Source organism: Streptomyces sp. NPDC047841 (assembly GCF_040704085.1).
In the GTDB taxonomy this organism is placed as follows: Bacteria; Actinomycetota; Actinomycetes; order Streptomycetales; family Streptomycetaceae; genus Streptomyces; species Streptomyces argyrophylli.
In genome coordinates this window covers 282,126-305,419 of sequence record NZ_JBEYRP010000009.1, presented here as the reverse complement: position 1 = coordinate 305,419, position 23,294 = coordinate 282,126, and the positions used below count along the sequence as shown (strand labels likewise).

Below are 23,294 nucleotides of genomic sequence, written 5' to 3'. Positions count from 1 at the left end.
ACCCGATGGAATGCGGCCCGGAACCCGAGGGGTCCGGGCCGCGGTGGACGACGGGCGGCTAGGAGATCTTCACCGGGTTCACGACGTCGGCGATGAGCACCAGGACGGTGAAGCAGACGAAGATCCCGGCGACCACGTACGCCACCGGCATCAGCTTGGCGACGTCGAACGGTCCGGGGTCGGGGCGGCGCAGCACCCGGGCCAGGTTGCGCCGCAGCGACTCCCACAGGGCGCCCGCGATGTGCCCGCCGTCGAGCGGGAGCAGCGGGAGCATGTTGAACAGGAACAGGGAGAGGTTGAAGCCGGCCAGCACGAACACGAACATCGCCAGCTGCTGTGAGGCGGGGATGTCCAGGGTGGCGATCTCGCCGGTGACCCGGGCCGCGCCGACGATGCCCATCGGGGAGTCCGGCTCGCGCGGGCCGTCGCCGAAGGCGGCGTCCCACAGGGCCGGGATCTTGCCGGGCAGGGCGACGAGGGAGTCGACGGCGTCGCCGACCCGGTCGGTCATCCAGGTCACGGACTCGCCGAAGTCCTGTTTGACGACGCCGGTGGCGGGGCTGAAGCCGAGGAAGCCGGCCTTGACGTAGCCGTCGACGTAGTTGCCGCCCGTGTCCTTCTTGGCGACCTGGTTCGTGGCGATCTTCGCGTGCAGGGTCACGTCCCGGCCGTCGCGGTCGACGACGAAGGAGACGTCCTTCCCGGCGCTGTCCCGGATGAGGTCCGAGAGCGTGTTCCAGTCCTCGGTCGGCTTGCCGTCGAAGGAGACGATCCTGTCGCCCGCCTTCATGCCGGCCTGCGCGGCCGGGGACGACGGGTCGGACTTCTTGCAGCTGTCGCGGTGCTGGCTCTGCGCGATGACGCAGGGCGAGACGGATTCCACGACGGTGGTCTCCTTCTGGATGCCGAAGCCCATCAGCACCGTGAGGAAGAGGGCGACCGCGAGCACCAGGTTCATGAAGGGGCCCGCGAACATGACGATGACCCGCTTCCACGGCTTGCGCGTGTAGAACATGCGCGTCTCGTCGCCGGGCTGGAGCTCCTCGAAGGCCGCCGAGCGGGCGTCCTCGATCATGCCGCGCCACGGGGAGGTGGAGCGGGCGGAGACCCGGCCCTGGTCGTCCGGCGGGAACATCCCGATCATGCGGATGTAGCCGCCGAGCGGGATCGCCTTGATGCCGTACTCGGTGTCGCCCCTCCTGCGTGACCAGATGGTCGGGCCGAAGCCGACCATGTACTGCGGCACGCGGATGCCGAAGAGCTTGGCCGTCGACAGGTGCCCCAGCTCGTGCCACGCGATCGAGACGAGCAGGCCGACCGCGAAGACCACTATGCCGAGGATGAACATCAAGGTCGTCATGCACGCGCCTCCGCGGTCGCCGTCGTGGCTGTGAGTTCACGGGCCCGGGCCCTCGCCCAGGTCTCCGCTTCGAGGACGTCCGACACCGTGAGTGAAGTTCCCGTGACCGGGGTGCCGTGCTCCTCCACCACCCGGGTGACGGTATCCATGATCCCGTTGAAGGGCAGCGCGCCGCTCAGGAAGGCCGCGACGCACTCCTCGTTGGCGGCATTGAACACCGCCGGGGCCGTGCCCGCGAGCCGCCCCACGTGCCGGGCGAGGTTCACCGAGGGGAAGGCCTCGTCGTCCAGCGGGAAGAACTCCCAGGTGGATGCCTTGGCCCAGTCGAACGCGGGGGCCGCGTCCGGGACACGTTCGGGCCAGCCCAGTCCGATGGCGATGGGCCCGCGCATGTCGGGGGGCGTCGCCTGGGCGATCGTGGATCCGTCGGTGAACTCGACCATCGAGTGGACATACGACTGGGGGTGCACGACCACCTCAATGCGGTCGAAGGGAAGGTCGTAGAGGAGGTGGGCCTCGATGACCTCCAGCCCCTTGTTGACGAGGGTCGCGGAGTTGACGGTGATGACCGGGCCCATCGCCCACGTGGGGTGGGCGAGGGCGTCCGCGACGGTGACGTGTGCCAGTTCGTCCCTGGTCCGGCCGCGGAAGGGGCCGCCGGAGGCGGTGACCACGAGCTTGCGGACGTCGGCCCGGGTGCCGGCGGCGAGCGCCTGGAAGAGGGCCGCGTGCTCGGAGTCCACCGGGATGATCTGGCCCGGCTTCGCGAGCGCGGTGACCAGCGGGCCGCCGACGATCAGCGACTCCTTGTTGGCGAGCGCGAGGGTGCGGCCCGCCTCCAGGGCGGCGAGGGTGGGGGCGAGGCCGATGGAGCCGGTGATGCCGTTGAGCACCGTGTGGCACTCGGAGGCGGCGACCTCGGTGGCCGCGTCCGGTCCGGCGACGATCTCGGGCAGCGGCTCCGCACCGCCGTACTCGGCCGCGAGCGCCTCGCGCAGCGCGGGGACGACGTCCTCGCGGGCGACCGCCACGGTCCGCACCCGCAGCCGGTGCGCCTGCTCGGCGAGGAGCGCCACCCGGCCGCCGTTCGCGGACAGGGCGGTGACCCGGAAGCGGTCGGGGTTGCGCAGCACGAGGTCGATGGCCTGGGTGCCGATGGATCCGGTGGAGCCGAGGACCACCACGTCCTTGGGGCCCCCGCCGGGGGCGGGGTCGTAGACGAGGTGCGGGTCGGCGAGGGGGGCCGGACGGGCGGGACTGTCGGTCATCCCCCCATTGTGGCGGCACGCGGTGACGGCCCGGACAGCGCGTCCCCCGCGCGGGTGCGTTCAGCAGAACTGTGGACGCATAGTGAAGATCATGTGATAACACTTCAGGCCGGGCCGGTCGCCGACCGGCCCGGCCACGACTTCGCGGACGACATCCTGGGGGGATCTCTCCATGCGTACTGTGCGCATACGCGCAGCCCTGCCCGCCCTCGCCGGCGCGGCCCTGCTCACCGGCACCCTGCTCAGCACCCCGGCCGAGGCCGCCGGTGGCGTGCGGATCCACCACGTGTGGTTCGACAGCCCCGGCACGGACAACCGCTCGAACAAGAGCCTGAACGCCGAGTGGGTGCAGCTGAAGAACACCAGCGGCTCGGCGGTCTCGCTCAAGGGGTGGGTGCTGAAGGACGCCTCCAACCACAAGTACGTCTTCGGCAACGTCAAGATCGGCGCCGGGAAGTACGTGAAGGTGCACACCGGCAGCGGCTCGGACACGGCGTCGGACAAGTACCAGGGCCGCCGTGCCTACGTCTGGAACAACGACAAGGACACGGCGACCCTGACCAAGGCGGGCGGCAGCAAGGTCGACACCTGCTCCTGGACGACGCGGGACCCGAGCGACAAGTACTGCTAGCCGCCGAAGGGGCGGCGGGCGTTCTCGCGGGTCGAGGGCCCGGGGGTCGCGTCCGCGATCCACGGCCCCTCGCCCGACGGGTCGAGGATGCCCTCCTCCAGCCAGGTGTAGGCCCCGCCGAGGACGTGCTTGACCACCTTGCGGTCCAGGTCGTCGGTGTTGGTCCACAGCCGGGCGAAGAGTTCGTCCACCCGGATGCGGGCCTGGCGGCAGAAGGCGTCGGCGAGCTGGTAGGCCTCGCGGCCGTGCTCGCCCTCGCGCCACAGCCGCTCGGCGCGGACGCAGGCCGCGCTCATCGCGAACAGCTCGGCGCCGATGTCCACGATCCGGCCGAGGAAGCCCTGCTTGGTCTCCATCCGGCCCTGCCAGCGGGACATGGCGTAGAAGGTGGACCGGGCGAGCTTGCGGGCCGTGCGCTCGACGTAGCGCAGGTGCCCGGAGAGGTCGATGCCGTGCTTGAACTCGCCGTACGCCGTCGGCAGCTGCCCCGGTCCGGCTACCAGCTTCGGCAGCCACTTGGCGTAGAACACGCCCGCGTTGGCGCCCGCCTTCGCCTTGGCGGACAGCGGTTTGTCGGGGTCGATGAGGTCACCGGCGACCGAGAGGTGGGCGTCGACGGCCTCCCGTGCGATCAGCAGGTGCATGATCTCCGTGGAGCCCTCGAAGATGCGGTTGATGCGCAGGTCGCGCAGGATCTGCTCGGCCGGCACCGCACGCTCCCCGCGCGCCCGCAGCGACTCGGCCGTCTCGTAGCCGCGCCCGCCCCGGATCTGGACCAGTTCGTCGGCCATCCTCCAGGCCATCTCGGAGCCGTAGAGCTTGGCGAGGGCGGCCTCGATGCGGATGTCGTTGCGGTCCTCGTCGGCCATCTGCGAGGACAGGTCGAGCACGGCCTCCAGGGCGAAGGTGGTGGCCGCGATGAAGCTGATCTTGGCGCCGACCGCCTCGTGCAGCGCGACCGGCTTGCCCCACTGCTCGCGCTCGGCCGCCCACTCGCGGGCGATCTTCAGGCACCACTTGCCGGCTCCGGCGCACATCGCGGGCAGCGACAGCCGGCCGGTGTTCAGGGTGGTGAGGGCGATCTTCAGCCCGGCTCCCTCGGGGCCGATGCGGTTGGCCGCCGGGACCCGCACCCGGTGGAAGCGGGTGACGCCGTTCTCGATGCCGCGCAGCCCCATGAAGGAGTTGCGGTTCTCGACGGTGACGCCCTCGGACGCCGCCTCCACGACGAACGCGGTGATGCCGCCCTTGTGCCCCTCGGACTTCGGCACGCGCGCCATGACGACGAGCAGGTCGGCGACCACCCCGTTGGTGGTCCACAGCTTCACCCCGTCGAGCACGTAGTCCTCGCCGTCGGGTACGGCGGTGGTGGCGAGGCGGGCCGGGTCGGAGCCCACGTCCGGCTCGGTGAGCAGGAAGGCGGAGATGTCGGTGCGGGCGCAGCGGGGCAGGAAGGCGTCCTTCTGCTCCTGGGTGCCGAACATCTTGAGCGGCTGCGGTACGCCGATCGACTGATGGGCGGAGAGCAGCGCGCCGACGGCGGGGCTGACGGAGCCGACCAGGGCGAGGGCCTTGTTGTAGTACAACTGGGTGAGTCCGAGGCCGCCGTACGTGGGGTCGATCTTCATGCCGAGGGCGCCGAGTTCCTTCAGGCCCGCCACGACCTCGTCGGGGATGCGGGCCTCGCGCTCGATCCGGGCGGGGTCGATCGCGCTCTCGCAGAAGGCACGCAGCTTCGCCAGGAACTCCTCGCCGCGCCGCACGGACTCGTCGTCGGGCAGCGGGTGGGGGTGGATGAGGTCGAGCCGGAAGCGCCCGAGGAACAGCTCCTTGGCGAAGCTGGGCTTGTGCCAGTCCTGCTGCCGGGCGGCCTCCGCCACCTGGCGCGCCTCGCGCTCGGTGACGGTGGTGCGTGGGGTGGTGGTGGCGGACATGCAGGCTCACCTCGCCGCGAAGAGGGACGAATGGGACCGTTCGTTACCGACCAGTGCTACTGGATCGTTGGTACCCGAAACGGGCCGACCCCACCACCCCTCGCGCGCGAACGGCGGAAAGGCTCACCGGATGCGTCGAAGCGCTTCGACGGCCTATGGACACCCTGCCTTGCCTGGAGCTAGGGTCTGCCTTACCTTCACCCACCTTGTCCGCACGGCGCAGTGTCGAAGCGCTTCAAAAACTCTGGAGAGCCGGATGGTCACCCTCGCCGAGGTCGCTCAGCACGCCGGGGTCTCGGCGAGCACGGTGAGCTACGTCCTCAGCGGCAAGCGGTCCATCTCCGCGACCACCCGGCAACGGGTCGAGCAGAGCATCCGGGAGCTGGGCTACCACCCGAACGCGGGTGCCCGCGCCCTGGCCGGCAAACGGTCCAACATCATCGCGCTGATGGTCCCCTTGCGCACCGACATGTACGTGCCGGTGATGATGGAGATCGCCATCGCGGTGGCCACCACGGCCCGGGCGCACGGCTACGACGTCCTGCTGCTCACCGGTGAGGAGGGGCCCGACGCGGTGCGCCGGGTCACCGGCAGCGGTCTCGCCGACGCGATGATCCTGATGGACGTCGAGCTGGAGGACGAGCGGCTGCCGCTGCTGCGGGGCACCGGCCAGCCCTCGGTCCTCATCGGCCTGCCCGCCGACACCGCCGGGCTGACCTGCGTGGACCTGGACTGGAGCGCGACCGGAGCGCTGTGCGTGGAGCATCTGGCGGGGCTCGGGCACCGCGACATCGCCGTCATAGGCGAGGCGCCGGCGGTGTACGAGCGGCACACCGGCTTCGCCGAGCGCACCCTGGACGGCCTGCGCTCGCGCGCCCGGGAGACGGGCGTGCGGGTGCTGCACCGGCCGTGCGAGGGCGGCTACGACGCCCTGGCGCTGACCGTGGCCCGGATCTTCGACGAGCGGCCGGGGACGACCGGGTTCGTGGTGCAGAACGAGTCGGCGGTGGAACCGCTGCTCGCGCTGCTGCGCCAGCAGGGCCGGGCCGTGCCCGAGGACGTGTCCGTGGTCGCGGTCTGCCCGGACCAGGTCGCCGTCCAGGCCTCGGTACGGCTGACCTCGGTCGCCGTCCCCGCCCAGGAGATGGGCCGGCAGGCGGTGGAGCACCTGGTGGCCAAGCTGGACGGGCGGGGCGGCGACGAGGTCGTGCTGCTCACGCCCGAGCTGACCGTACGGGCGAGTTCGGGACCGGCACCGGCCGCGCCCTGACCACCCGCCGGGCCCGGCCGGGCCCTGCCGGCGCAGCAGCGCGAGCACCTGCGCACCTGGACCGACGAGGGCCCGGCACCGGAAGGCAGCGGTGCCGGGCCCCTACGGGGTGGCGGGGTGCGGGGGACGTGCCCTCTCACCGCTAGCGGACCACGACGATCACGGTGCCTCCGTCGTCGAACCGGTGATCGAAGCGGTGGTCGAAGCGATGACCGAAGCCGTGGTCGAAGCGATCGCCGAAGCGGTGATCGAAGCGATGACCGAAGCCGTGGTCGAAGCGATCGCCGAAGCCGTGGTCGAAGCGATGGTCGAAGCAGCTCCAGCCGTAGTGGCCCCAGCACCAGTCGTCGGTGACCCGGGTGGACACGGCGGGGGCTGCCGCCGAAGCCGTGCCTGCCGCGCCGATCGCGGCGCCGCCGGCCATCACCAGGCCGGCCGCGGACGCCGCGACGAGGCGCCTCGCTCGTGATGCTCGCATGATGGCCCTCCTTCTTCCCTCAGGGATGCGGCCCTACTTTCTGTACGTCCGCGGAGCCCTTCCGGATTGCCTCGGCGAGAGGGAACGGCGAACGGCCGCAGCCCCCGCACAGTGGGCTGCGGCCGTTCCGTTTCCCGACCTGTCCGTGGCAGGTCAGAGCGCGAGACCGGTGAGGACCAGCACGCGCTCGTAGGTGTAGTCCTCCATCGCGAACCGCACACCCTCGCGGCCCACACCGGACTGCTTGACGCCGCCGTACGGCATCTGGTCGGCACGGTAGGACGGGACGTCGCCGATCACCACACCGCCGACCTCCAGGGCGCGGTGGGCCCGGAAGGCGGCCTGGAGGTCGTGGGTGAACACGCCCGCCTGGAGGCCGTACTTGGAGTCGTTGACCGCGGCGAACGCCTCGGCCTCGCCGTTCACCTTCTGCACGGTGAGGACGGGCCCGAAGACCTCCTCGCAGGAGAGGGTCGCACCGGCCGGTACGTCGGTGAGCACGGTCGGCGCGTAGGAGGCGCCGTCACGGTCACCGCCGGTGAGCAGGGTGGCGCCCGCCTCGACCGCCTCCTTGACCCAGGACTCGACGCGCTTGGCCGCGTCCTCGCTGACCAGCGGGCCGACGTCGGTCTTCGCGTCGGACGGGTCACCGGTGACCTGGGCCTCGACGGCGGCGACGATCCGCGGCAGCAGCCGGTCGTACACGGAGGCGTCGGCGATCACGCGCTGCACCGAGATGCAGGACTGGCCGCCCTGGTAGTTGGAGAAGGTCGCGATGCGGGTCGCGGCCCAGTCCAGGTCGGCGTCGGAGGCGTAGTCGCCGAGGACGACCGCGGCCCCGTTGCCGCCCAGCTCCAGCGTGCAGTGCTTGCGCGGCACCGAGTCCATGATCGCGTAACCGACCTTCTCGGAACCGGTGAAGGAGATGACCGGCAGGCGCTCGTCCTGGACCAGGGCGGGCATCTTGTCGTTCGGCACCGGCAGGATGCTCCACGACCCGGCCGGCAGCTCGGTCTCGGCGAGCAGGTCACCGATGATCAGGCCGGACAGCGGGGTGGCCGGGGCCGGCTTGAGGATGATCGGGGCGCCGGCGGCGATCGCCGGGGCGACCTTGTGGGCGCACAGGTTCAGCGGGAAGTTGAACGGCGCGATGCCGAGCACGACACCCTTCGGGAAGCGGCGGGTGAGCGCGAGCCGGCCCTGGCCGCCGGCGTCGGTGTCGAGCCGCTGGGCCTCCCCGCCGTTGAACCGGCGGGCCTCCTCGGCCGCGAACCGGAACACGGAGACGGCACGGCCGACCTCGCCCCGGGCCCACTTGACCGGCTTGCCGTTCTCGGCGGAGATCAGCTGGGCGATCTCCTCGGTGCGCTCGGCCAGCCGCTTGCTGACGTGGTCCAGAGCGGCGGCGCGGACGTGCGCCGGGGTGGCGGCGAAGTCATCGCGGACGGCGTACGCGGCGGCCACGGCCTCCTCGACCTGGGCGTCGGTCGGCACGCTGACCTTGCCGACGAGCCGGCCGTCCCACGGGGAGGTGACGTCGAAGGTGTCCTCGCCGGTGGCCTGGCGGCCGGCGAGCCAGAAGGCATGGGTGGAAGTCATGTACGAGTCCCGGCCCTTCCGCGTTGGAGGTGTGTCGCTTGGCTTGCGTGGTCCACGGTAGGGCGGGGCCGGCTCGGGGGTGCTTGTCCGAGTCGTAGCAGTGGGCTGACGGGACACTACTGATTGGACTACTCGGCGCTCCGCCCCTCTCCACGCCACTTCGTCCTACCGGGGTCTAGTCCGTGGACGTCGCCTTCAGGGCGAGCCACAGCTCCATCCGCACATCGGGATCGTCCAGGCTGCGCCCCAGGATCTCCTCAACCCTGCGCATCCGGTACCGCAGGGTGTGCCGGTGCACCCCCAGGTCGGCCGCCGCCGCGTCCCACTGCCCGTGCCGCGACAACCACGCCCGCAGCGAGGCGACCAGGTCACCCCGGCCGGTGGCGTCGTGCTCGTGCAGCGCCCGCAGCAACCCGTCGGCGAACGCCTTCACCGCGTCGTCGGCCAGCAGCGGCAGGACCGACCCGGCGGCCAGCTGCTCGTGCTCCACGAACACCCGCCCCCGCCGCCGCGCCACCGACAGCGCCTGCTCGGCCTGCTTGTACGCCGCCGCCGCCGCGATCGGCCCGGCGGGCGCGGACAGGCCGACGACCAGGGTGTCCTCCTCCGCCCGGCCCTGCTCGGCCGCCGCCCGGTCGGCCTCCCGCGCCGCCGCGTGATCGACGCACGCGGCCACCGCGGCGCCCCGGTCGGCGGCCAGCACGACCAGCCGCTCCCCCTCGGGCACGACCAGCACGGCCTCCCCGGCCCGCGCCGCCGCGCTCTCCACGGTCTCCGCCAGCTCGCCCAGCGGTTCGCCGGCCGGGCCGGAGCCGGACTCGGCGACGATCATCCGGAACGGGGCGTCCAGCAGCTCGCCGTACAGGTCCCCGGCGACCGCCCGGGCGTGGTCGGGCTCGCCCGCGAGGAGCATGCGCAGCACCGCCGCACCGACGCGCTGCTCGGCCGCGTGCAGCGAGCGGGAACGTTCGGTGGTGAGGGTGAGCAGGGCGATGGCGGAGTGGACGGCGTAGCGTTCGGCGGTGCCGAGCGCGGCGGCCGTCCCCACGGCGAGCGCGGCGCGCGGGCGGCGGCCGGTGCCGAGGCTGTGCAGCTCCACCCGGTCCTCGTGCTCGGGGCCGCCGACGACGGAGGACGCCGGCGCGGGCCGCTCCCGCAGCCGTTCCACCTCGGTGGTGAGCCGGGCGGCGCGGCGGCCGGCCCACTCCGGCGCGGCGGCGACGACGGCGCCCGAGGCGTCGTACAGCGCGGCCCAGCCGTCGACCTGGGCGGAGAGCGCGGTGAGCACCCCTTCCGGGCCGGCGTTCAGCGCCTGTCTGGTCAGCTCGCGCTGGGCGGCGAAGCCCGCGGTGACGGCCCGGTACTGGTCGGCGGCTATCGCCGCGGAGACGGCCTTGCTGATGGCGAGGAACGGGGTGCGGCGGGGCACCTCCAGCAGCGGCAGCCCCTCCTGCGCGCAGGCGTCGACGAGGGCGTCGGGGATCTGTTCGTAGTTGACCCCGACGGCGAAGCCCAGCCCGACCACGCCCGCGCCGACGAGCCGCCGCACGTACCGCCGCATGGCCTCGGGATCCTCCGCGTCCAGCTTGAGCGCGGTGATCAGCAGCAGCTCGCCGCCCTCCATGTAGGGGACGGGGTCGGCCAGCTCGCTGACGTGCGCCCAGCGGACGGGCACGTCCAGACGGTCCTCGCCCGCGCGCACGGTCAGCTTGAGCGCGGAGTGGTGGACGAGCGAGGCGAGAGTCGGGGGCATGGGGCCTTCACGGTGAGGGAGATCCGTCGATCCCGGTGATCTTGGCCGCCGTGTATGAACGGCCCACCCCGATTCTGCCTCACCGTACGAGCCCGCGCCCGTCCCTCACCCCCGCAGATCCACCAGCAGCGGCGGCGCGTGCTCGCCCTCCACGGTGGTCAGCGACAACACGGCGTGCCCCGGCGGCACCCCATGGGCCAACTCGGAAGCCGACCACCGCTCCCGCTCGACCTGGCGCACGGTGACGGCACGGGCGGTGGGCGCCTGGCCGGTGATGACCCGGCGCAGCATGTGCACGGCCTTGCCGGCCGGGGTCTCGGCGATGATCTGCCGGTCGGTGACGTCCCGGGTCTCGGTCCACTCCTTGCCCCACACCTCGGCGAAGTCCTGCCCGTCCCAGGGAGTGAGCCCGGACAGCGCCATCCGGCAGCCCGTGGCGCCCAGCAGGGGGCCGCGCAGCGGCCGGGGCGCGTCGTCCAGGGTGCGCAGGGTGAGCACCACGCCGGCGTTGGCGCTGCGCAGCCGCTGGATGCCGCGTACGGCCTCCGGCGTGACGACCCCGGAGGCGTCGTCGAGCAGCAGGCAGGCGAAGAGCGACCGGTCCTCCCGCACCGTCACGGAGGCCGTGAACTGGGCGAGCACGAGCCGCGCCAGGATCCGGGAGGCGTCGGCATGACCACGCTGGGGCAGGTCGATGCGGACCCGGACCGGGTGGTCGAGAGCCTTCAGGGAGAACGGCCGGCTCTGTCCGGAGGTGTCGAAGAAGGCGGCGAAGGCGGGCCGGTCGAGCAGGGCGATCCGGTCGGCGAGGACCGTCCCGACGTCGCCCGGGTGGGCCATCTGCCGCTCCCGGGCGTCGAGTTCCCTGAGCAGGGACGCGTGCCCCGTGTCGGTGAGGCCCTTGCGCAGCGCGGCCAGCGGGCCGGGGGCGCCGTCGAGCAGTTGCCGCAGCTCCGGTACGGAGGGGAAGCGGTCGTGGACGGCGCGGAACGGGCCGAGCAGCTGGGCGAGGACGGTGGTGGACCGGCGGCTGTCGCTGCCGGGGTGCGGGTCCGCGAGGTCGCCGACGAGGGCCTCGGCGAGTATGGCGGCGGCCTCGTCGGGGTCGGTGGTACCGCCGTAGAGGTCGAGGTCGTAGACGGATTCGGGGTGGCCGACGCGGACGACGACGTCGTAGGCCTCGGCCGGGCCGAGCCCGGCGCTCGCCGCGCCGACCACCACGACCGACGTCCGGCCGGCCAGGGCGTGCAGGCACAGGGACTCGGCGAGCGGGCGCACCACCGCGCCGGTCTTCCCCGAGCCGGCCGGGCCGACGGCGAGCAGGGAGGTGCCGAGCAGGTCGGGACCCAGGGCGAGGCCGGCGCCGCGGTAGTGGTAGGGGTTGCGGGGGTCGTCGGCGGTGGTGCCGAGCCGGACCTGTCCGGTGAGCAGGTCGTGGCGGGCGTGCCGGGCGGGCAGGTCGCGTTCGCCGGAGGGGTGCGGGCAGGCGGCGGCCCCGTCCTTCAGTACGGCGCCGGTGAAGCCGGCCAGGCTGTGCCGGCCGGACCGCACGCCTTGCCAGGCCCTGCTGATCCGCGCGTGATCCACGTCCCGCATGAGCCCGGCCCGCGCCTCAGCGGCCAGCCGCTCGGCAGCCTCGTGGGCTCCGGCCTGCCGCAGCAGCGGCCATTCGGCGGGGTCTTGTCCGGGGGTGGGCGGGGGCGCGGCCGCGGGCGTGGCGGGACGCCAGCCGCGCGGCCCGTAGCGGCGCCAGACCTCGCCCCAGCGGCCCAGGCGGCCGACGACGAACAGGATGGCGAGGGCGATGAGGGTGTAGTACGAGTACCAGAGGATCGCGTTGCCCACGGCGTCGTTGCCCTGGCGCCAGGAGTCCGGTGTGAACAGCTCCAGCGGCAGCACCCACCAGGCGCCGAGGTAGCCGTTCCACAGCAGGGACCACACCAGCCAGCCCACGAGGAAGGCGATCAGCGCGCCGCTGAGCAGTTGCCGGGAAGGGATCTGCTCGGGCTCCTGCTCGGGACGGGGCCGGTGTCCGAAGCGCCACACACCCGGCGGCGCCTCCGGGCGGGGGGTCCGCAGCCAGGTGAGGAAGACGGAGCCGTCCGGTTTCGGCGGTGCGCCGGGCGGCATCGGGGGCGCCGGCGGCACCCCGGGCGGCATCGGTGGTAGTCCCGCCCCCTCCGGCGCCGCCATAGGCCGCGGTAGCGGGTTCGCGTGGGTGCCGCGGGTCTCGCGCGTCGCGTCGCTGTCCATCGACCTTGCCCCCTGACCAGCCGTTCCGTCCGTCGTCAGCGAGTCAATCTAACGCCCCGGCAGGGGGAGTTCACCGCTTACGCGGCCGTAAGGAGCCGTCCCGCCCGGCCGGGCTATGTCCACGGCGGACAAGGGGGGTCGCCGACAACGCCCACATGGAGCATGCCCACCTTCCGGAACCGGTCTTAGCCTGCGAGAAAAGAAGGTATGCGTCCGTAAACGCACCGCCCGGAACCGCCCGGGACCGCCCGGTACGCAAGATCATCAGGGAGCCCCCATGACCGCACTTCCGCAGGAGCGCCGCGTCGTCACCGCCATCCCCGGCCCGAAGTCGCAGGAGCTTCAGGCCCGCCGTACCGCCGCGGTCGCCCAGGGCGTGGGCTCCGTGCTGCCCGTGTTCACCGCGCGCGCCGGCGGCGGCATCATCGAGGACGTCGACGGCAACCGGCTGATCGACTTCGGGTCCGGCATAGCCGTGACGAGCGTCGGCGCCTCCGCCGAGGCCGTGGTGCGCCGCGCGAGCGCCCAGCTCGCCGACTTCACCCACACCTGTTTCATGGTCACCCCGTACGAGGGCTACGTGGAGGTCGCGGAGGCGCTCGCCGAGCTGACCCCGGGCGACCATGCCAAGAAGTCCGCGCTGTTCAACTCGGGCGCCGAGGCCGTCGAGAACGCCGTCAAGATCGCGCGTGCCTACACCAAGCGGCAGGCCGTCGTGGTGTTCGACCACGGCTACCACGGGCGGACCAACCTCACGATGGCGCTGACGGCGAAGAACATGCCGTACAAGCACGGCTTCGGCCCGTTCGCGCCCGAGGTGTACCGCGTGCCCGTCGCGTACGCGTACCGCTGGCCGACCGGCCCGGAGAACGCCGGCCCGGAGGCCGCCGCGCAGGCCATCGACCAGATCACCAAGCAGGTCGGCCCGGACAACGTGGCCGCGATCATCATCGAGCCGGTGCTCGGCGAGGGCGGCTTCATCGAGCCGGCCAAGGGCTTCCTGCCCGCCATCCGGCAGTTCGCCGCCGACAACGGGATCGTCTTCGTCGCCGACGAGATCCAGTCCGGCTTCTGCCGGACCGGGCAGTGGTTCGCCTGCGAGGACGAGGGGATCGTGCCCGACCTGATCACGACCGCCAAGGGCATCGCCGGCGGTCTGCCGCTCGCCGCCGTCACGGGCCGCGCGGAGATCATGGACGCCGCGCACGCCGGTGGCCTCGGTGGTACCTACGGCGGCAACCCGGTCGCGTGCGCCGGTGCGATCGGTGCGATCGAGACGATGAAGGAGCTGGACCTCAACGGCAAGGCCAAGCGCATCGAGGAGATCATGAAGGGTCGCCTCACCGCCATGGCCGAGAAGTTCGACGTCATCGGTGACGTGCGCGGACGCGGTGCCATGATCGCGATCGAGCTGGTCAAGGACCGCACCACCAAGGAGCCGAACCCGGAGGCCACCGCCGCGCTCGCCAAGGCCTGCCACGCCGAGGGCCTGCTGGTCCTGACCTGCGGCACCTACGGCAACGTGCTGCGTTTCCTGCCGCCGCTGGTCATCGGCGAGGACCTGCTGAACGAGGGCCTCGACATCATCGAGCAGGGGTTCGCCCGCATCTGAGCGGCACCCCGGGACCCGCGCATCCGAGCGGGAGGTCCGCACCTCTGAAGACGCCTGCGGCAGGCCGTGTGAAGAAGGTGTGCGGGGTGGATGACGGGAGCCGATTCCGTCTGCCCAAGCGCCGCCGCCTGCCGTAGGTTCTCCTCAGATGAGAGATACACCCGCCCGCGGGGGACTGCGGGCGGACACCGGGCCGGGGCCTCCCCAGCTTCGACCTGGTCGTGCCCTCGCGCACACAACCGGCGCCCGACGGCTCCGGGATCTCCTCACCGATCGGACGGTCGCCGCCCCAAACCCCCCGGGGCGCGCGACGTTCCGGTCCGGACGGCCGCCTCGGAACCACCCCCCCGTTCCGGGGCGGCCGGCCTCCTTCCCCGCGGCCGTCTGTCAAGCTGGGCCCATGCTGCTCCTGGTCCTCCCGGCGGTCGTCTTCGCCCTCGTCACCTGGCAGGTCGTCGCCGGCGGGCCGCTGCTCGGGCTGGACGCGGACGTCAGCCGGGCCCTCGTGCACCCGGACCGGTTCTCCCAGCTGCTCTCCGACCTCGGCAACGTCCAGGTCGCCCTGCCCGTGCTCGCCGTGGCCCTCGGGTACACGGCCTGGCGGGGCCGGGCCGCCGGTGCCGGGCGGTGGTGGCTGCCGCCGCTCGCCGCGGCCGTGCTGATGGCGCTGGTCCCGGCGGTCGTCGTCCCGCTGAAGGAGTGGACGGCCCGGCCGGGGACACCGGTGGTGCCCCCGGGGACGGGCTACTTCCCGTCCGGTCACACGACGACGGCCGCGGTCGCGTACGGTTCCGCGACCCTGCTCCTCCTCCCCTGGCTCCGCTCCCCCGTCGCCCGCCGCGCCCTGGTCGCGGGGTGCGCGGTCCTGGTCCTCGGGGTGTCGTACGGCCTGGTCCGCCACGGCTGGCACTGGCCGCTGGACGTGGTGGCCGGCTGGTGCCTGGGCACCGTGCTGCTGGCCGCCCTGTCCCGCGTGCTCAGCCGAAGTACGCGTCGAAGTTCTTCTGGAACTCCCAGTTCGCGTAGCGGTCCCAGTTCACCGACCACGTCATCAGGCCCCGCAGCGCGGGCCAGGTCCCGTGGGTGGCGTACGAGCCGCAGTTCGTCCTCTTCGTCAGGCAGTCCAGGGTCTTGGTGACCTCGGACGGGGAGACGTAGCCGTTGCCCGCGTTGGTCGACGCCGGCATGCCGATCGCGACCTGGTCGGGGCGCAGCGGCGGGAAGACGTTGCCGGGATCGCCCGCGACCGGGAAGCCGGTCAGGAGCATGTCGGTCATGGCGATGTGGAAGTCGGCGCCGCCCATGGAGTGGTACTGGTTGTCCAGGCCCATGATCGGGCCGGAGTTGTAGTCCTGGACGTGCAGGAGCGTGAGGTCGTCCCGGAGCGCGTAGATCACCGGGAGGTAGGCGCCGCAGCGGGGGTCCTGGCCGCCCCATTTTCCGGTGCCGTAGTACTGGTAGCCGTTCTGCACGAAGAAGGTCTCCGGGGCCATGGTGAGGACGAACTTCGCGCCGTACTTGGCCTTCAGGGTCTTCAGCGCGGAGATGAGGTTCACGATCACGGGGGTGGTCGGGTTCCTGAAGTCCGTGTCGTTCGCGTTCAGGGACAGCGAGTGGCCCTCGAAGTCGATGTCCAGGCCGTCGAGGCCGTAGGTGTCGATGATCTTCGAGACGGAGGAGACGAAGGTGTCGCGGGCCGCGGTCGTGGTGAGCTGGACCTGGCCGTTCTGGCCGCCGATCGAGATCAGGACCTTCTTGCCGGCGGCCTGCTTGGCCTTGACGGCCGCCTTGAAGTCGGCGTCGCTCTCCACGTTCGGGCACTCGGTGACCGGGCAGCGGTTGAAGCGGATGTCCCCGGAGGTGACCGAGGTGGGCTCGCCGAAGGCCAGGTCGATGACGTCCCAGCTGTCGGGGACGTCGGCGAGGCGGGTGTAGCCGGCGCCGTTGGCGAAGCTGGCGTGCAGGTAGCCGACGAGGGCGTGGGCGGGCAGGTCGGACGTGCCCCCGCCGCCGGTGCCGGTGCCGGTCGTCGCCGTCACGGCCGCGGACTTCGCGGACTCGCCGGCGTCGTTCACCGCGGTGACCTGGAAGCTGTACGCCGTGGAGGCCGCGAGGCCGGAGACGGTGGCCGAGGTGCCGGTCACGCTCTGCACTTTGGTGCCGTCGCGGTAGACCGCGTAACCGGTCGCGCCGGTCACCGCGGACCAGGACAGGCCGACGGAGGACGAGGTCACGGTGGTGGTCCGCAGGCCGGTGGGGGCGGCGGGCGGCTGTGTGGTGCCGCTGCCGCCGGGGCCGACGAGGGTGAGGTCGTCGGCGTAGTAGGCGCCGGTGCCGTACCAGCCGTGGGTGTAGATCGCGACCTTGGTGGTGGCCGCCCCGGTGCGGAAGGTGGTGCTGAGCTTCTGCCAGTCGGGGGCGGACTGGGTCCAGGTGGAGACGTCGGTGGTGCCGGTGCCGCTCGCGCCGAGGTAGACGTAGGAACCGCGGACGTACCCGGACAGGGTGTACTGCGCGTTCGGCTGGACGGTGACCGTCTGGGAGCACTGGGCGTTGTCGCTGCCGGCCGGGGTGGCCTGGAGCGCCGCGCTCCCGCTGTGCACGGGTGAGGTGACGGTGGTGCCGGCGGTGCAGGTCCAGCCGGTCAGGCCGGACTCGAAGCCGCCGTTGACCGCGACGTCCGCGTCGGCCGCGTGGGCGGCCGACGAGAGCGCGGTGATGCCGGGCACGGCCAGCAGTGCGGCCGTGAGCACGGCGAGGACGGATCTGGGGCGTCGGGCACGATCCACAAGGGCCTCCGGGTGCCGGGGAGTTGGAGGGGCGGAGCGCACACAACTTGGTCCAGACCAATCGCGTTGTCAAGGTGTCGGGGCGTCAGCGGTTCCCACCCCCCTCCCTCGACGCCCCCGCCGCCCCCGCCGCCGCCTCGTGCATCGCCAGTTCCAGCAGCGCCGGGTCGGTCAGCGTGCCCGAGCCGTCCGGCGGCACCAGCCAGCGCACGCCCCGGGTCGCCCGGCCCGGATACGGCACGACGATCCAGGTGCCGGCCCCCGCGGTCCTGATCCCGGTGCCGAGCCAGCGGGCCGCGGTGCCCGGGGGCACGAGGAACCCGACCCGGTTGTCGCCGAAGTCGACCAGCACCGGGCCGAGTTGATCGAGGACGCGGGTGAGCACGTCGAGGGTCGGGTAGCCGAGGGCACCCGGCGGGATCAGGACGTCCCACGCCTTGCCGGCGGGCAGCAGCGCGACCCCGAGGGGGTTGCGCTCCCACTCCCGGCGGCAGGCCTCGGGGTCCGGTGCGACGGATGCCAGCCATTCGACCGCCGTCTTCGCCCCAGTCATGACAGGGCCTCCCTTTCTCCCGTGGTTGTCGTGGACGCGGTCGCGTCCGTCACGGGGGAGAGGGAGGTCCTCCGGGGAGCATTACGCGGGTTCGGCCGACTTGTCGCGGCGGCCCGGGGTGGACCCCGGCTAACTGTCGAAGCCCAGTCCCAGCCGGTCCATGGTCCGCAGCCACAGGTTCCGGCGGCCCCCGTGGGCGTCCGCGCGGGCCAGCGACCACTTGGTCAGGGCGATGCCCGTCCAGGCGAAGGGCTCCGGCGGGAACGGCAGCGGCTTCTTGCGGACCATCTCCAGCTCGGTTCGCTCGGTGTGCTCCCCGTCCAGCAGGTCGAGCATCACGTCCGCGCCGAACCGGGTCGCGCCGACGCCGAGGCCGGTGTAGCCCGCCGCGTAGGCCACGCGGCCCTGGTGGGCGGTGCCGAAGAACGCCGAGAAGCGGGAGCAGGTGTCGATCGCGCCGCCCCAGGCGTGGGTGAAGCGGACGCCCTCCAGCTGCGGGAAGCACGTGAAGAAGTGGCCCGCGAGCTTGGCGTACGTCTCGGGCCGGTCGTCGTACTCGGCGCGGACCCGGCCGCCGTAGGGGTAGATCGCGTCGTAGCCGCCCCACAGGACGCGGTTGTCGGCGGACAGCCGGAAGTAGTGGAACTGGTTCGCCGAGTCCCCGAGGCCCTGTCTGTTCTTCCAGCCGATCGAGGCGAGCTGCTCGGCGGTCAGCGGCTCGGTCATCAGGGCGTAGTCGTAGACGGGGACGGTGTACGAGCGCACGCGGCGCAGCAGGCTCGGGAAGATGTTCGTGCCGAGCGCGACCTTGCGGGCGCGGACGGCGCCGTACGGGGTGCGTACGGCCATCCCGGCGCCGTAGCCCTTCAGGGTCAGGGCGGGGGTGTGCTCGTACACCCGCACCCCGAGCTTCAGGCAGGCCTTCTTCAGGCCCCACGCCAGCTTGGCCGGGTGGAGCATGGCCACGCCCCGGCGGTCCCACAGGCCGGCCTCGAAGGTGGGCGAGTTCACCTGCTCGCGCACGGCGTCGGCGTCCAGGAACTCGATGCCGTCCGCGAGGCCCTTCTCCTGGAGTTCCCGGTGCCAGTCGCGCAGTTCCCAGGCCTGGTAGGTCTCGGTGGCGACGTCGATCTCGCCGGTGCGTTCGAAGTCGCAGTCGATGCCGTGCCGGGCGATCGCCGCCTCGATCCCGTCGAGGTTGCGCCGGCCCAGCTCCTGAAGCCTGTGGATCTCGTCGGGCCAGCGGGCCAGGCCGTTGGGCAGGCCGTGCGTGAGGGAGGCGGCGCAGAAGCCGCCGTTGCGGCCGGAGGCGGCCCAGCCCACCTCGCGGCCTTCCAGCAGCACCACATCGCGCCGCGGGTCGCGCTCCTTGGCGTTGAGCGCGGTCCACAGCCCGCTGTAGCCGCCGCCGACGACCAGCAGGTCGCAGGTCTCGGTGCCGGTGAGGGCGGGCTCGGCGGGCGGCTTGCCGGGGTCTTCCAGCCAGTACGGGACCGGCTGGGCTTCGGAGAGAGAGGCGGTCCAGTTGTCTTTGCCACGGCTCATGGCGCTCGGGGCCATGATTTCAACTCCCTACAGAGGACGTGCCGGGAAAGGGCTTATGCCTTTTGCTTGTTCCGGCGATTGCCGACGGCCATCGACGTCAGCACGAGGAGAACGGCGATCAGGAACATGGCCGTGCCGATCACGTTGATCTGGACGGGTGTTCCACGCTGGGCCGAGCCCCACACGAACATGGGGAAGGTGACGGTCGAGCCCGCGTTGAAATTGGTGATGATGAAATCGTCGAAGGAGAGCGCGAACGACAGCAGCGCGCCCGCGGCGATCCCGGGGGCCGCGATGGGCAGGGTGACCCGCACGAAGGTCTGCGCGGGACCGGCGTACAGGTCCCGGGCGGCCTCCTCCAGGCGCGGGTCCATCGACATCACGCGGGCCTTGACCGCGGTGACGACGAAGCTCAGGCAGAACATGATGTGGGCGATGAGGATCGTCCAGAAGCCCAGCTGGGCGCCCATGTTCAGGAACAGGGTGAGCAGCGAGGCGGCCATGACGACCTCGGGCATCGCCATCGGCAGGAAGATCAGCGAGTTGACGGCGCCGCGCGCGCGGAAGCGGTAGCGGACCAGCGCGAAGGAGATCATCGTGCCGAGGATCGTGGCGCCGACCGTCGCCCACACGGCGATCTGGAGGCTGATGGACAGCGAGCCGCACATGTCGGCGACGCCGCAGGGGTCCTTCCAGGCGTCCGTGGAGAACCGCTGCCATTCGTAGTTGAAGCGCCCCTTCGGTTTGTTGAAGGAGAACACCGTGACGACGACGTTCGGCAGCAGGAGATAGGCGAGCGTCAGCAGTCCGGCGATGACGACGAGATGGCGCTTGAGCCAGGTGACGAAGGGCATTTAGACCAGATCCTCCGTCCCGGAGCGGCGGATGTAGAGCGTGACCATGGCCAGGATCGCGGCCATGAGGATGAAGGAGAGGGCCGCGGCCGTCGGATAGTCGAGGATGCGCAGGAACTGCGTCTGGATGACGTTGCCGATCATGCGGGTGTCGGTGGAGCCGAGGAGTTCGGCGTTGACGTAGTCACCGGCCGCCGGGATGAAGGTCAGCAGCGTCCCGGAGACCACGCCGGGCATGGACAGCGGGAAGGTGACCTTGCGGAAGGTGGTCCACGGCTTGGCGTACAGGTCGCCGGCCGCCTCGTGCAGCCGGCCGTCGATCCGCTCCAGCGAGGTGTACAGCGGCAGGATCATGAACGGCAGGAAGTTGTACGTCAGGCCGCACACGACCGCGAGGGGGGTGGCCAGGACGCGGTCGCCGGCCGTCCAGCCGAGCCAGTTGGTGAGGTCCAGGACGTGCAGTGAGTTCAGCGTGTGCACGACCACGCCGTTGTCGGCGAGGATCGTCTTCCAGGCCAGGGTGCGGATCAGGAAGCTGGTGAAGAACGGCGCGATCACCAGGATCATGATCAGGTTCTTCCAGCGGCCCGCGCGGAAGGCGATGAGGTAGGCCAGCGGATAGCCCAGCAGCAGGCACAGCACGGTCGCGGCGGCGGCGTAGAACACGGACCGCAGGAACTGCGGCCAGTACGCGGACAGGGCGTCCCAGTAGGTCGCGAAGTGCCAGGTGACCTTGTAGCCCGCCTCCAGGGAGCCCTGCTGCACGGAGGTGGAGGCCTGGTAGAGCATCGGCAGCGCGAAGAAGACGATCAGCCACAGCATGCCGGGCAGCAGCAGCCAGTAAGGGGTGAACCGGCCGCGCCTGCGCGGGGGCTTCTCCGGGGTCGCGGGCGCGAGGGGCGGGGGCGCCTCGGTGAGGGTGGACATCAGGCGGCGACCTCTTCCTCGGTGCCCGCGGAGCCCACTGTCCCAGCAAGCAGGGACTGGGCCGCGTCGAGCCCGAAGGTGTGCGCCGGGCTCCAGTGCAGCACCACGTCGGCGCCGGGGACGAGCCGGCCGTCCCGCTCGATGTTCTGCACGTACACCGCCAGCTCGTCGCAGACCGGACTGTCGATGACGTACTGCGTGGAGACGCCGATGAAGCTGGCGTCGGCGATCGTGCCGGTGAGGCGGTTGCGGCCCGCCGGGATCTCCCCCGCGTCGTCGGCGTGCGTGAGCGAGATCTTCTCCGGGCGGATGCCGACCAGCACCTTGCCGCCGGCCGTCGTCGGGGCGGAACACCGCGCCTCCGGCAGCACCAGCTTGCCGCCGCCCGCCTTGAGCACGATGTCGTCGCCGTTCTTCGTGTCGACCTCGGCCTCGATGAGGTTGGAGGTCCCGAGGAAGTTCGCGACGAAGGTGCTCCGCGGGTTCTCGTACAGGTCGGCCGGCGAGCCGAGCTGCTCGACCCGGCCGCCGTTCATCACGGCGACCGTGTCGGCCATCGTCATGGCCTCCTCCTGGTCGTGCGTGACGTGGACGAAGGTGATGCCGACCTCGGTCTGGATGCGCTTGAGCTCCAGCTGCATCTGGCGGCGCAGCTTGAGGTCCAGGGCGCCGAGCGGCTCGTCCAGCAGGAGCACCTTGGGGTGGTTGATCAGCGCGCGGGCCACGGCGACGCGCTGCTGCTGGCCGCCGGAGAGCTGGTGCGGCTTCTTGCGCGCCTGCTCGCCGAGCTGGACCAGCTCCAGCATGTCCTCCACCTGCTTCTTCACGCTCTTGATGCCGCGCCGGCGCAGACCGAAGGCGACGTTCTCGAAGATGTCGAGGTGCGGGAAGAGGGCGTAGGACTGGAAGACCGTGTTCACCGGCCGCTTGTACGGCGGCAGGCGCGTGACGTCCTGGTCGCCGAGCCGGACCGTGCCCGTGGTGGGCTCCTCCAGGCCGGCGATCATGCGCAGGGTGGTGGTCTTGCCGCAGCCGGAGGCGCCGAGCAGGGCGAAGAAGGAACCCTGCGGCACGACCAGGTCGAGCGGATGCACGGCGGTGAAGCCGTTGTCATATGTCTTGCTGATACCGGAGAGGCGGACGTCGCCGCTGTTGTCTGTCGTCATGGTCGTCACGCCCCTGTGAGCTTCGCGAACTTCTCTTCGTAGGCCGTCTCTTCCTTCTGGCTCAGCGAGCGGAAGGAGTGGGACTTCGCCTGCATGGCCTTGTCGGGGACGATCAGCGGGTTGTCCGCCGCGTCCTGGTCGATCTTCGCAAGGTAGGGCTTCACGCCGTCGACGGGAGTCGCGTAGTTGATGTACGCGGCGAGCGCGGCGGCCTGCTCCGGCTCGTAGTAGAAGTCGATCAGCCGTTCGGCGTTCGTCTTGTGCCGCGCCTTGTTCGGGACCAGCAGGTTGTCGCTGGACGTCATGTAGCCGCCGGCCGGGATGACGTAGTCGACGTCCGGGCTGTCGTGCTTGAGCTGGACGATGTCGCCGGCCCAGGCGACACAGGCGGCGATGTCGCCCTTGGTGAGGTCGGACGTGTAGTCGTTGCCGGTGAAGCGGCGGATCTGGCCCTTGTCGACGGCCTTCTGCAGCCGGGCTATGACCGCGTCGAAGTCGTCGTCGGTGAACTTCGCCGGGTCCTTGCCCATGTCGAGCAGCGTCATGCCGATGCTGTCGCGCATCTCCGACAGGAAGGAGACGCGGCCCTTCAGCTTCGGGTTGTCGAGCAGGTCGGAGACCGACTTCACCTCGATGCCGTCGAGCGCCTTCTTGTTGTAGGCGATGACCGTCGGGATGCCCTGCCAGGGGTAGGAGTACGCCCGTCCCGGGTCCCAGTCGGGGTCGCGGAACTGGGCCGAGAGGTTGGTGTACGCGTGCGGGAGGTTCGACGGGTCGAGCTTCTGCACCCAGCCCAGGCGGATCAGCCGGGCGGCCAGCCAGTCGGTGAGGACGATGAGGTCGCGGCCGGTGTCCTGGCCGGCGGCCAGCTGCGGCTTGATCTTGCCGAAGAACTCGTTGTTGTCGTTGATGTCCTCGGTGTAGTCGACCGTGATCCCGGTCCGCTTGCGGAAGGTCTCCAGGGTGGGGTGGTGCTTGCCGCTGTCGTCGACGTCGATGTACTCGGTCCAGTTGGAGAAGTTCACGGTCTTCTCCCGGGCCGAGCGGTCCTCGGCGGAGGTGCCGCCCTGGGTCTTGCCCGCGGCGGGGATCCCGCAGCCGCTCAGCGCCCCGAGGCCGCCGGCGGCGAGCGCGCCGCCCGCGGACGCCCGCAGCAGCGACCGGCGGGTCAGAGCGGCCCTGCCGCCCAGCAGGCTGCGCCGCATGGCGGCCACCTGGGGCGGAGTGAGGCGGTCGGGCTCGTACTGCTCCATGCGCGTGGTGCCCTTTCGGAGGATCGGCCTGGTCGGTGGCCTGGTCGTC

At 71.6% G+C, this 23,294-nt stretch carries 17 protein-coding genes and 1 pseudogene; 4 read left to right on the top strand and 14 right to left on the bottom strand.

Annotation, left to right across the window (positions count from 1 at the left end; genetic code table 11):
• Positions 1-58: 58 nt before the first annotated feature.
• Positions 59-1,360, bottom strand: a complete 1,302-nt coding sequence (locus AB0947_RS17315) for a site-2 protease family protein (protein WP_366751162.1) — start codon at positions 1,358-1,360, stop codon at positions 59-61.
• A complete protein-coding gene (gene dxr, locus AB0947_RS17310; protein WP_366751161.1) occupies positions 1,357-2,628 on the bottom strand; it encodes a 1-deoxy-D-xylulose-5-phosphate reductoisomerase in 1,272 nt (423 codons plus the stop codon). Before dxr ends, AB0947_RS17315 begins: the two co-directional genes overlap by 4 nt.
• Positions 2,629-2,800: 172 nt before the next feature.
• On the opposite strand from dxr, the gene AB0947_RS17305 reads away from it, so the two are divergent.
• Entirely contained in the window at positions 2,801-3,259 is a 459-nt protein-coding gene (locus tag AB0947_RS17305; RefSeq protein WP_366751160.1) for a lamin tail domain-containing protein, read from the top strand.
• On the opposite strand, the gene AB0947_RS17300 is transcribed toward AB0947_RS17305, so the two are convergent.
• On the bottom strand, positions 3,256-5,193 hold the full coding sequence (locus tag AB0947_RS17300; RefSeq protein WP_366751159.1) for an acyl-CoA dehydrogenase family protein: 1,938 nt from the start codon (positions 5,191-5,193) through the stop codon (positions 3,256-3,258). The two genes, AB0947_RS17305 and AB0947_RS17300, sit on opposite strands and share 4 nt — an antisense overlap.
• Positions 5,194-5,449: 256 nt before the next feature.
• Here AB0947_RS17300 and AB0947_RS17295 point away from each other — a divergent pair, with 256 nt between their 5' ends.
• Positions 5,450-6,463 carry a LacI family DNA-binding transcriptional regulator gene (locus AB0947_RS17295; protein WP_366751158.1) on the top strand — a complete coding sequence of 338 codons (1,014 nt, stop codon included), beginning with the start codon at positions 5,450-5,452 and terminating at the stop codon, positions 6,461-6,463.
• A gap of 142 nt (positions 6,464-6,605) precedes the next feature.
• On the opposite strand, the gene AB0947_RS17290 is transcribed toward AB0947_RS17295, so the two are convergent.
• The 4 genes from AB0947_RS17290 to AB0947_RS17275 all read right to left on the bottom strand — a co-directional run bounded on the left by AB0947_RS17290 (position 6,606) and on the right by AB0947_RS17275 (position 12,546).
• A complete protein-coding gene (locus AB0947_RS17290; protein ID WP_366751157.1) occupies positions 6,606-6,941 on the bottom strand; it encodes a hypothetical protein in 336 nt (111 codons plus the stop codon).
• Between the two features lie 153 nt (positions 6,942-7,094).
• Positions 7,095-8,540, bottom strand: coding sequence for an aldehyde dehydrogenase family protein (locus tag AB0947_RS17285; RefSeq protein ID WP_366751156.1), 1,446 nt, complete (start codon positions 8,538-8,540; stop codon positions 7,095-7,097).
• 175 nt (positions 8,541-8,715) lie between these two features.
• Positions 8,716-10,293: a PucR family transcriptional regulator gene (locus tag AB0947_RS17280; RefSeq protein ID WP_366751155.1), complete on the bottom strand. Its 1,578-nt coding sequence runs from the start codon at positions 10,291-10,293 to the stop codon at positions 8,716-8,718.
• A gap of 105 nt (positions 10,294-10,398) precedes the next feature.
• Complete coding sequence (locus tag AB0947_RS17275) at positions 10,399-12,546, bottom strand: ATP-binding protein (RefSeq protein ID WP_366751154.1); 2,148 nt, start codon at positions 12,544-12,546, stop codon at positions 10,399-10,401.
• Positions 12,547-12,823: 277 nt separating this feature from the next.
• Here AB0947_RS17275 and gabT point away from each other — a divergent pair, with 277 nt between their 5' ends.
• Positions 12,824-14,158 carry a 4-aminobutyrate--2-oxoglutarate transaminase gene (gene gabT, locus AB0947_RS17270; RefSeq protein ID WP_366751153.1) on the top strand — a complete coding sequence of 445 codons (1,335 nt, stop codon included), beginning with the start codon at positions 12,824-12,826 and terminating at the stop codon, positions 14,156-14,158.
• 400 nt (positions 14,159-14,558) lie between these two features.
• Positions 14,559-15,194 (top strand): annotated as a pseudogene (locus AB0947_RS17265) (phosphatase PAP2 family protein); the annotation flags it as partial.
• Here the strand turns inward: AB0947_RS17265 and AB0947_RS17260 are convergent.
• From AB0947_RS17260 to AB0947_RS17230, 7 genes are all read right to left on the bottom strand, one after another.
• Entirely contained in the window at positions 15,136-16,947 is a 1,812-nt protein-coding gene (locus AB0947_RS17260; RefSeq protein ID WP_366751152.1) for a glycoside hydrolase family 18 protein, read from the bottom strand. The pseudogene AB0947_RS17265 and the gene AB0947_RS17260 sit on opposite strands and share 59 nt — an antisense overlap.
• An 85-nt stretch (positions 16,948-17,032) precedes the next feature.
• Positions 17,033-17,500, bottom strand: coding sequence for a hypothetical protein (locus AB0947_RS17255; RefSeq protein WP_366751151.1), 468 nt, complete (start codon positions 17,498-17,500; stop codon positions 17,033-17,035).
• 129 nt (positions 17,501-17,629) lie between these two features.
• Positions 17,630-19,060 (bottom strand): FAD-dependent oxidoreductase, encoded by a 1,431-nt coding sequence (locus tag AB0947_RS17250; protein WP_366751150.1) that lies wholly within the window; start codon positions 19,058-19,060, stop codon positions 17,630-17,632.
• A 38-nt stretch (positions 19,061-19,098) separates the two neighbouring features.
• Positions 19,099-19,899, bottom strand: coding sequence for an ABC transporter permease (locus AB0947_RS17245; protein WP_366751149.1), 801 nt, complete (start codon positions 19,897-19,899; stop codon positions 19,099-19,101).
• On the bottom strand, positions 19,900-20,826 hold the full coding sequence (locus AB0947_RS17240) for an ABC transporter permease (RefSeq protein ID WP_366751148.1): 927 nt from the start codon (positions 20,824-20,826) through the stop codon (positions 19,900-19,902).
• Complete coding sequence (locus AB0947_RS17235) at positions 20,826-21,992, bottom strand: ABC transporter ATP-binding protein (RefSeq protein WP_366751147.1); 1,167 nt, start codon at positions 21,990-21,992, stop codon at positions 20,826-20,828. Before AB0947_RS17235 ends, AB0947_RS17240 begins: the two co-directional genes overlap by 1 nt.
• A gap of 5 nt (positions 21,993-21,997) precedes the next feature.
• Positions 21,998-23,245: a spermidine/putrescine ABC transporter substrate-binding protein gene (locus AB0947_RS17230; RefSeq protein WP_366751146.1), complete on the bottom strand. Its 1,248-nt coding sequence runs from the start codon at positions 23,243-23,245 to the stop codon at positions 21,998-22,000.
• Between the last annotated feature and the right edge of the window lie 49 nt (positions 23,246-23,294).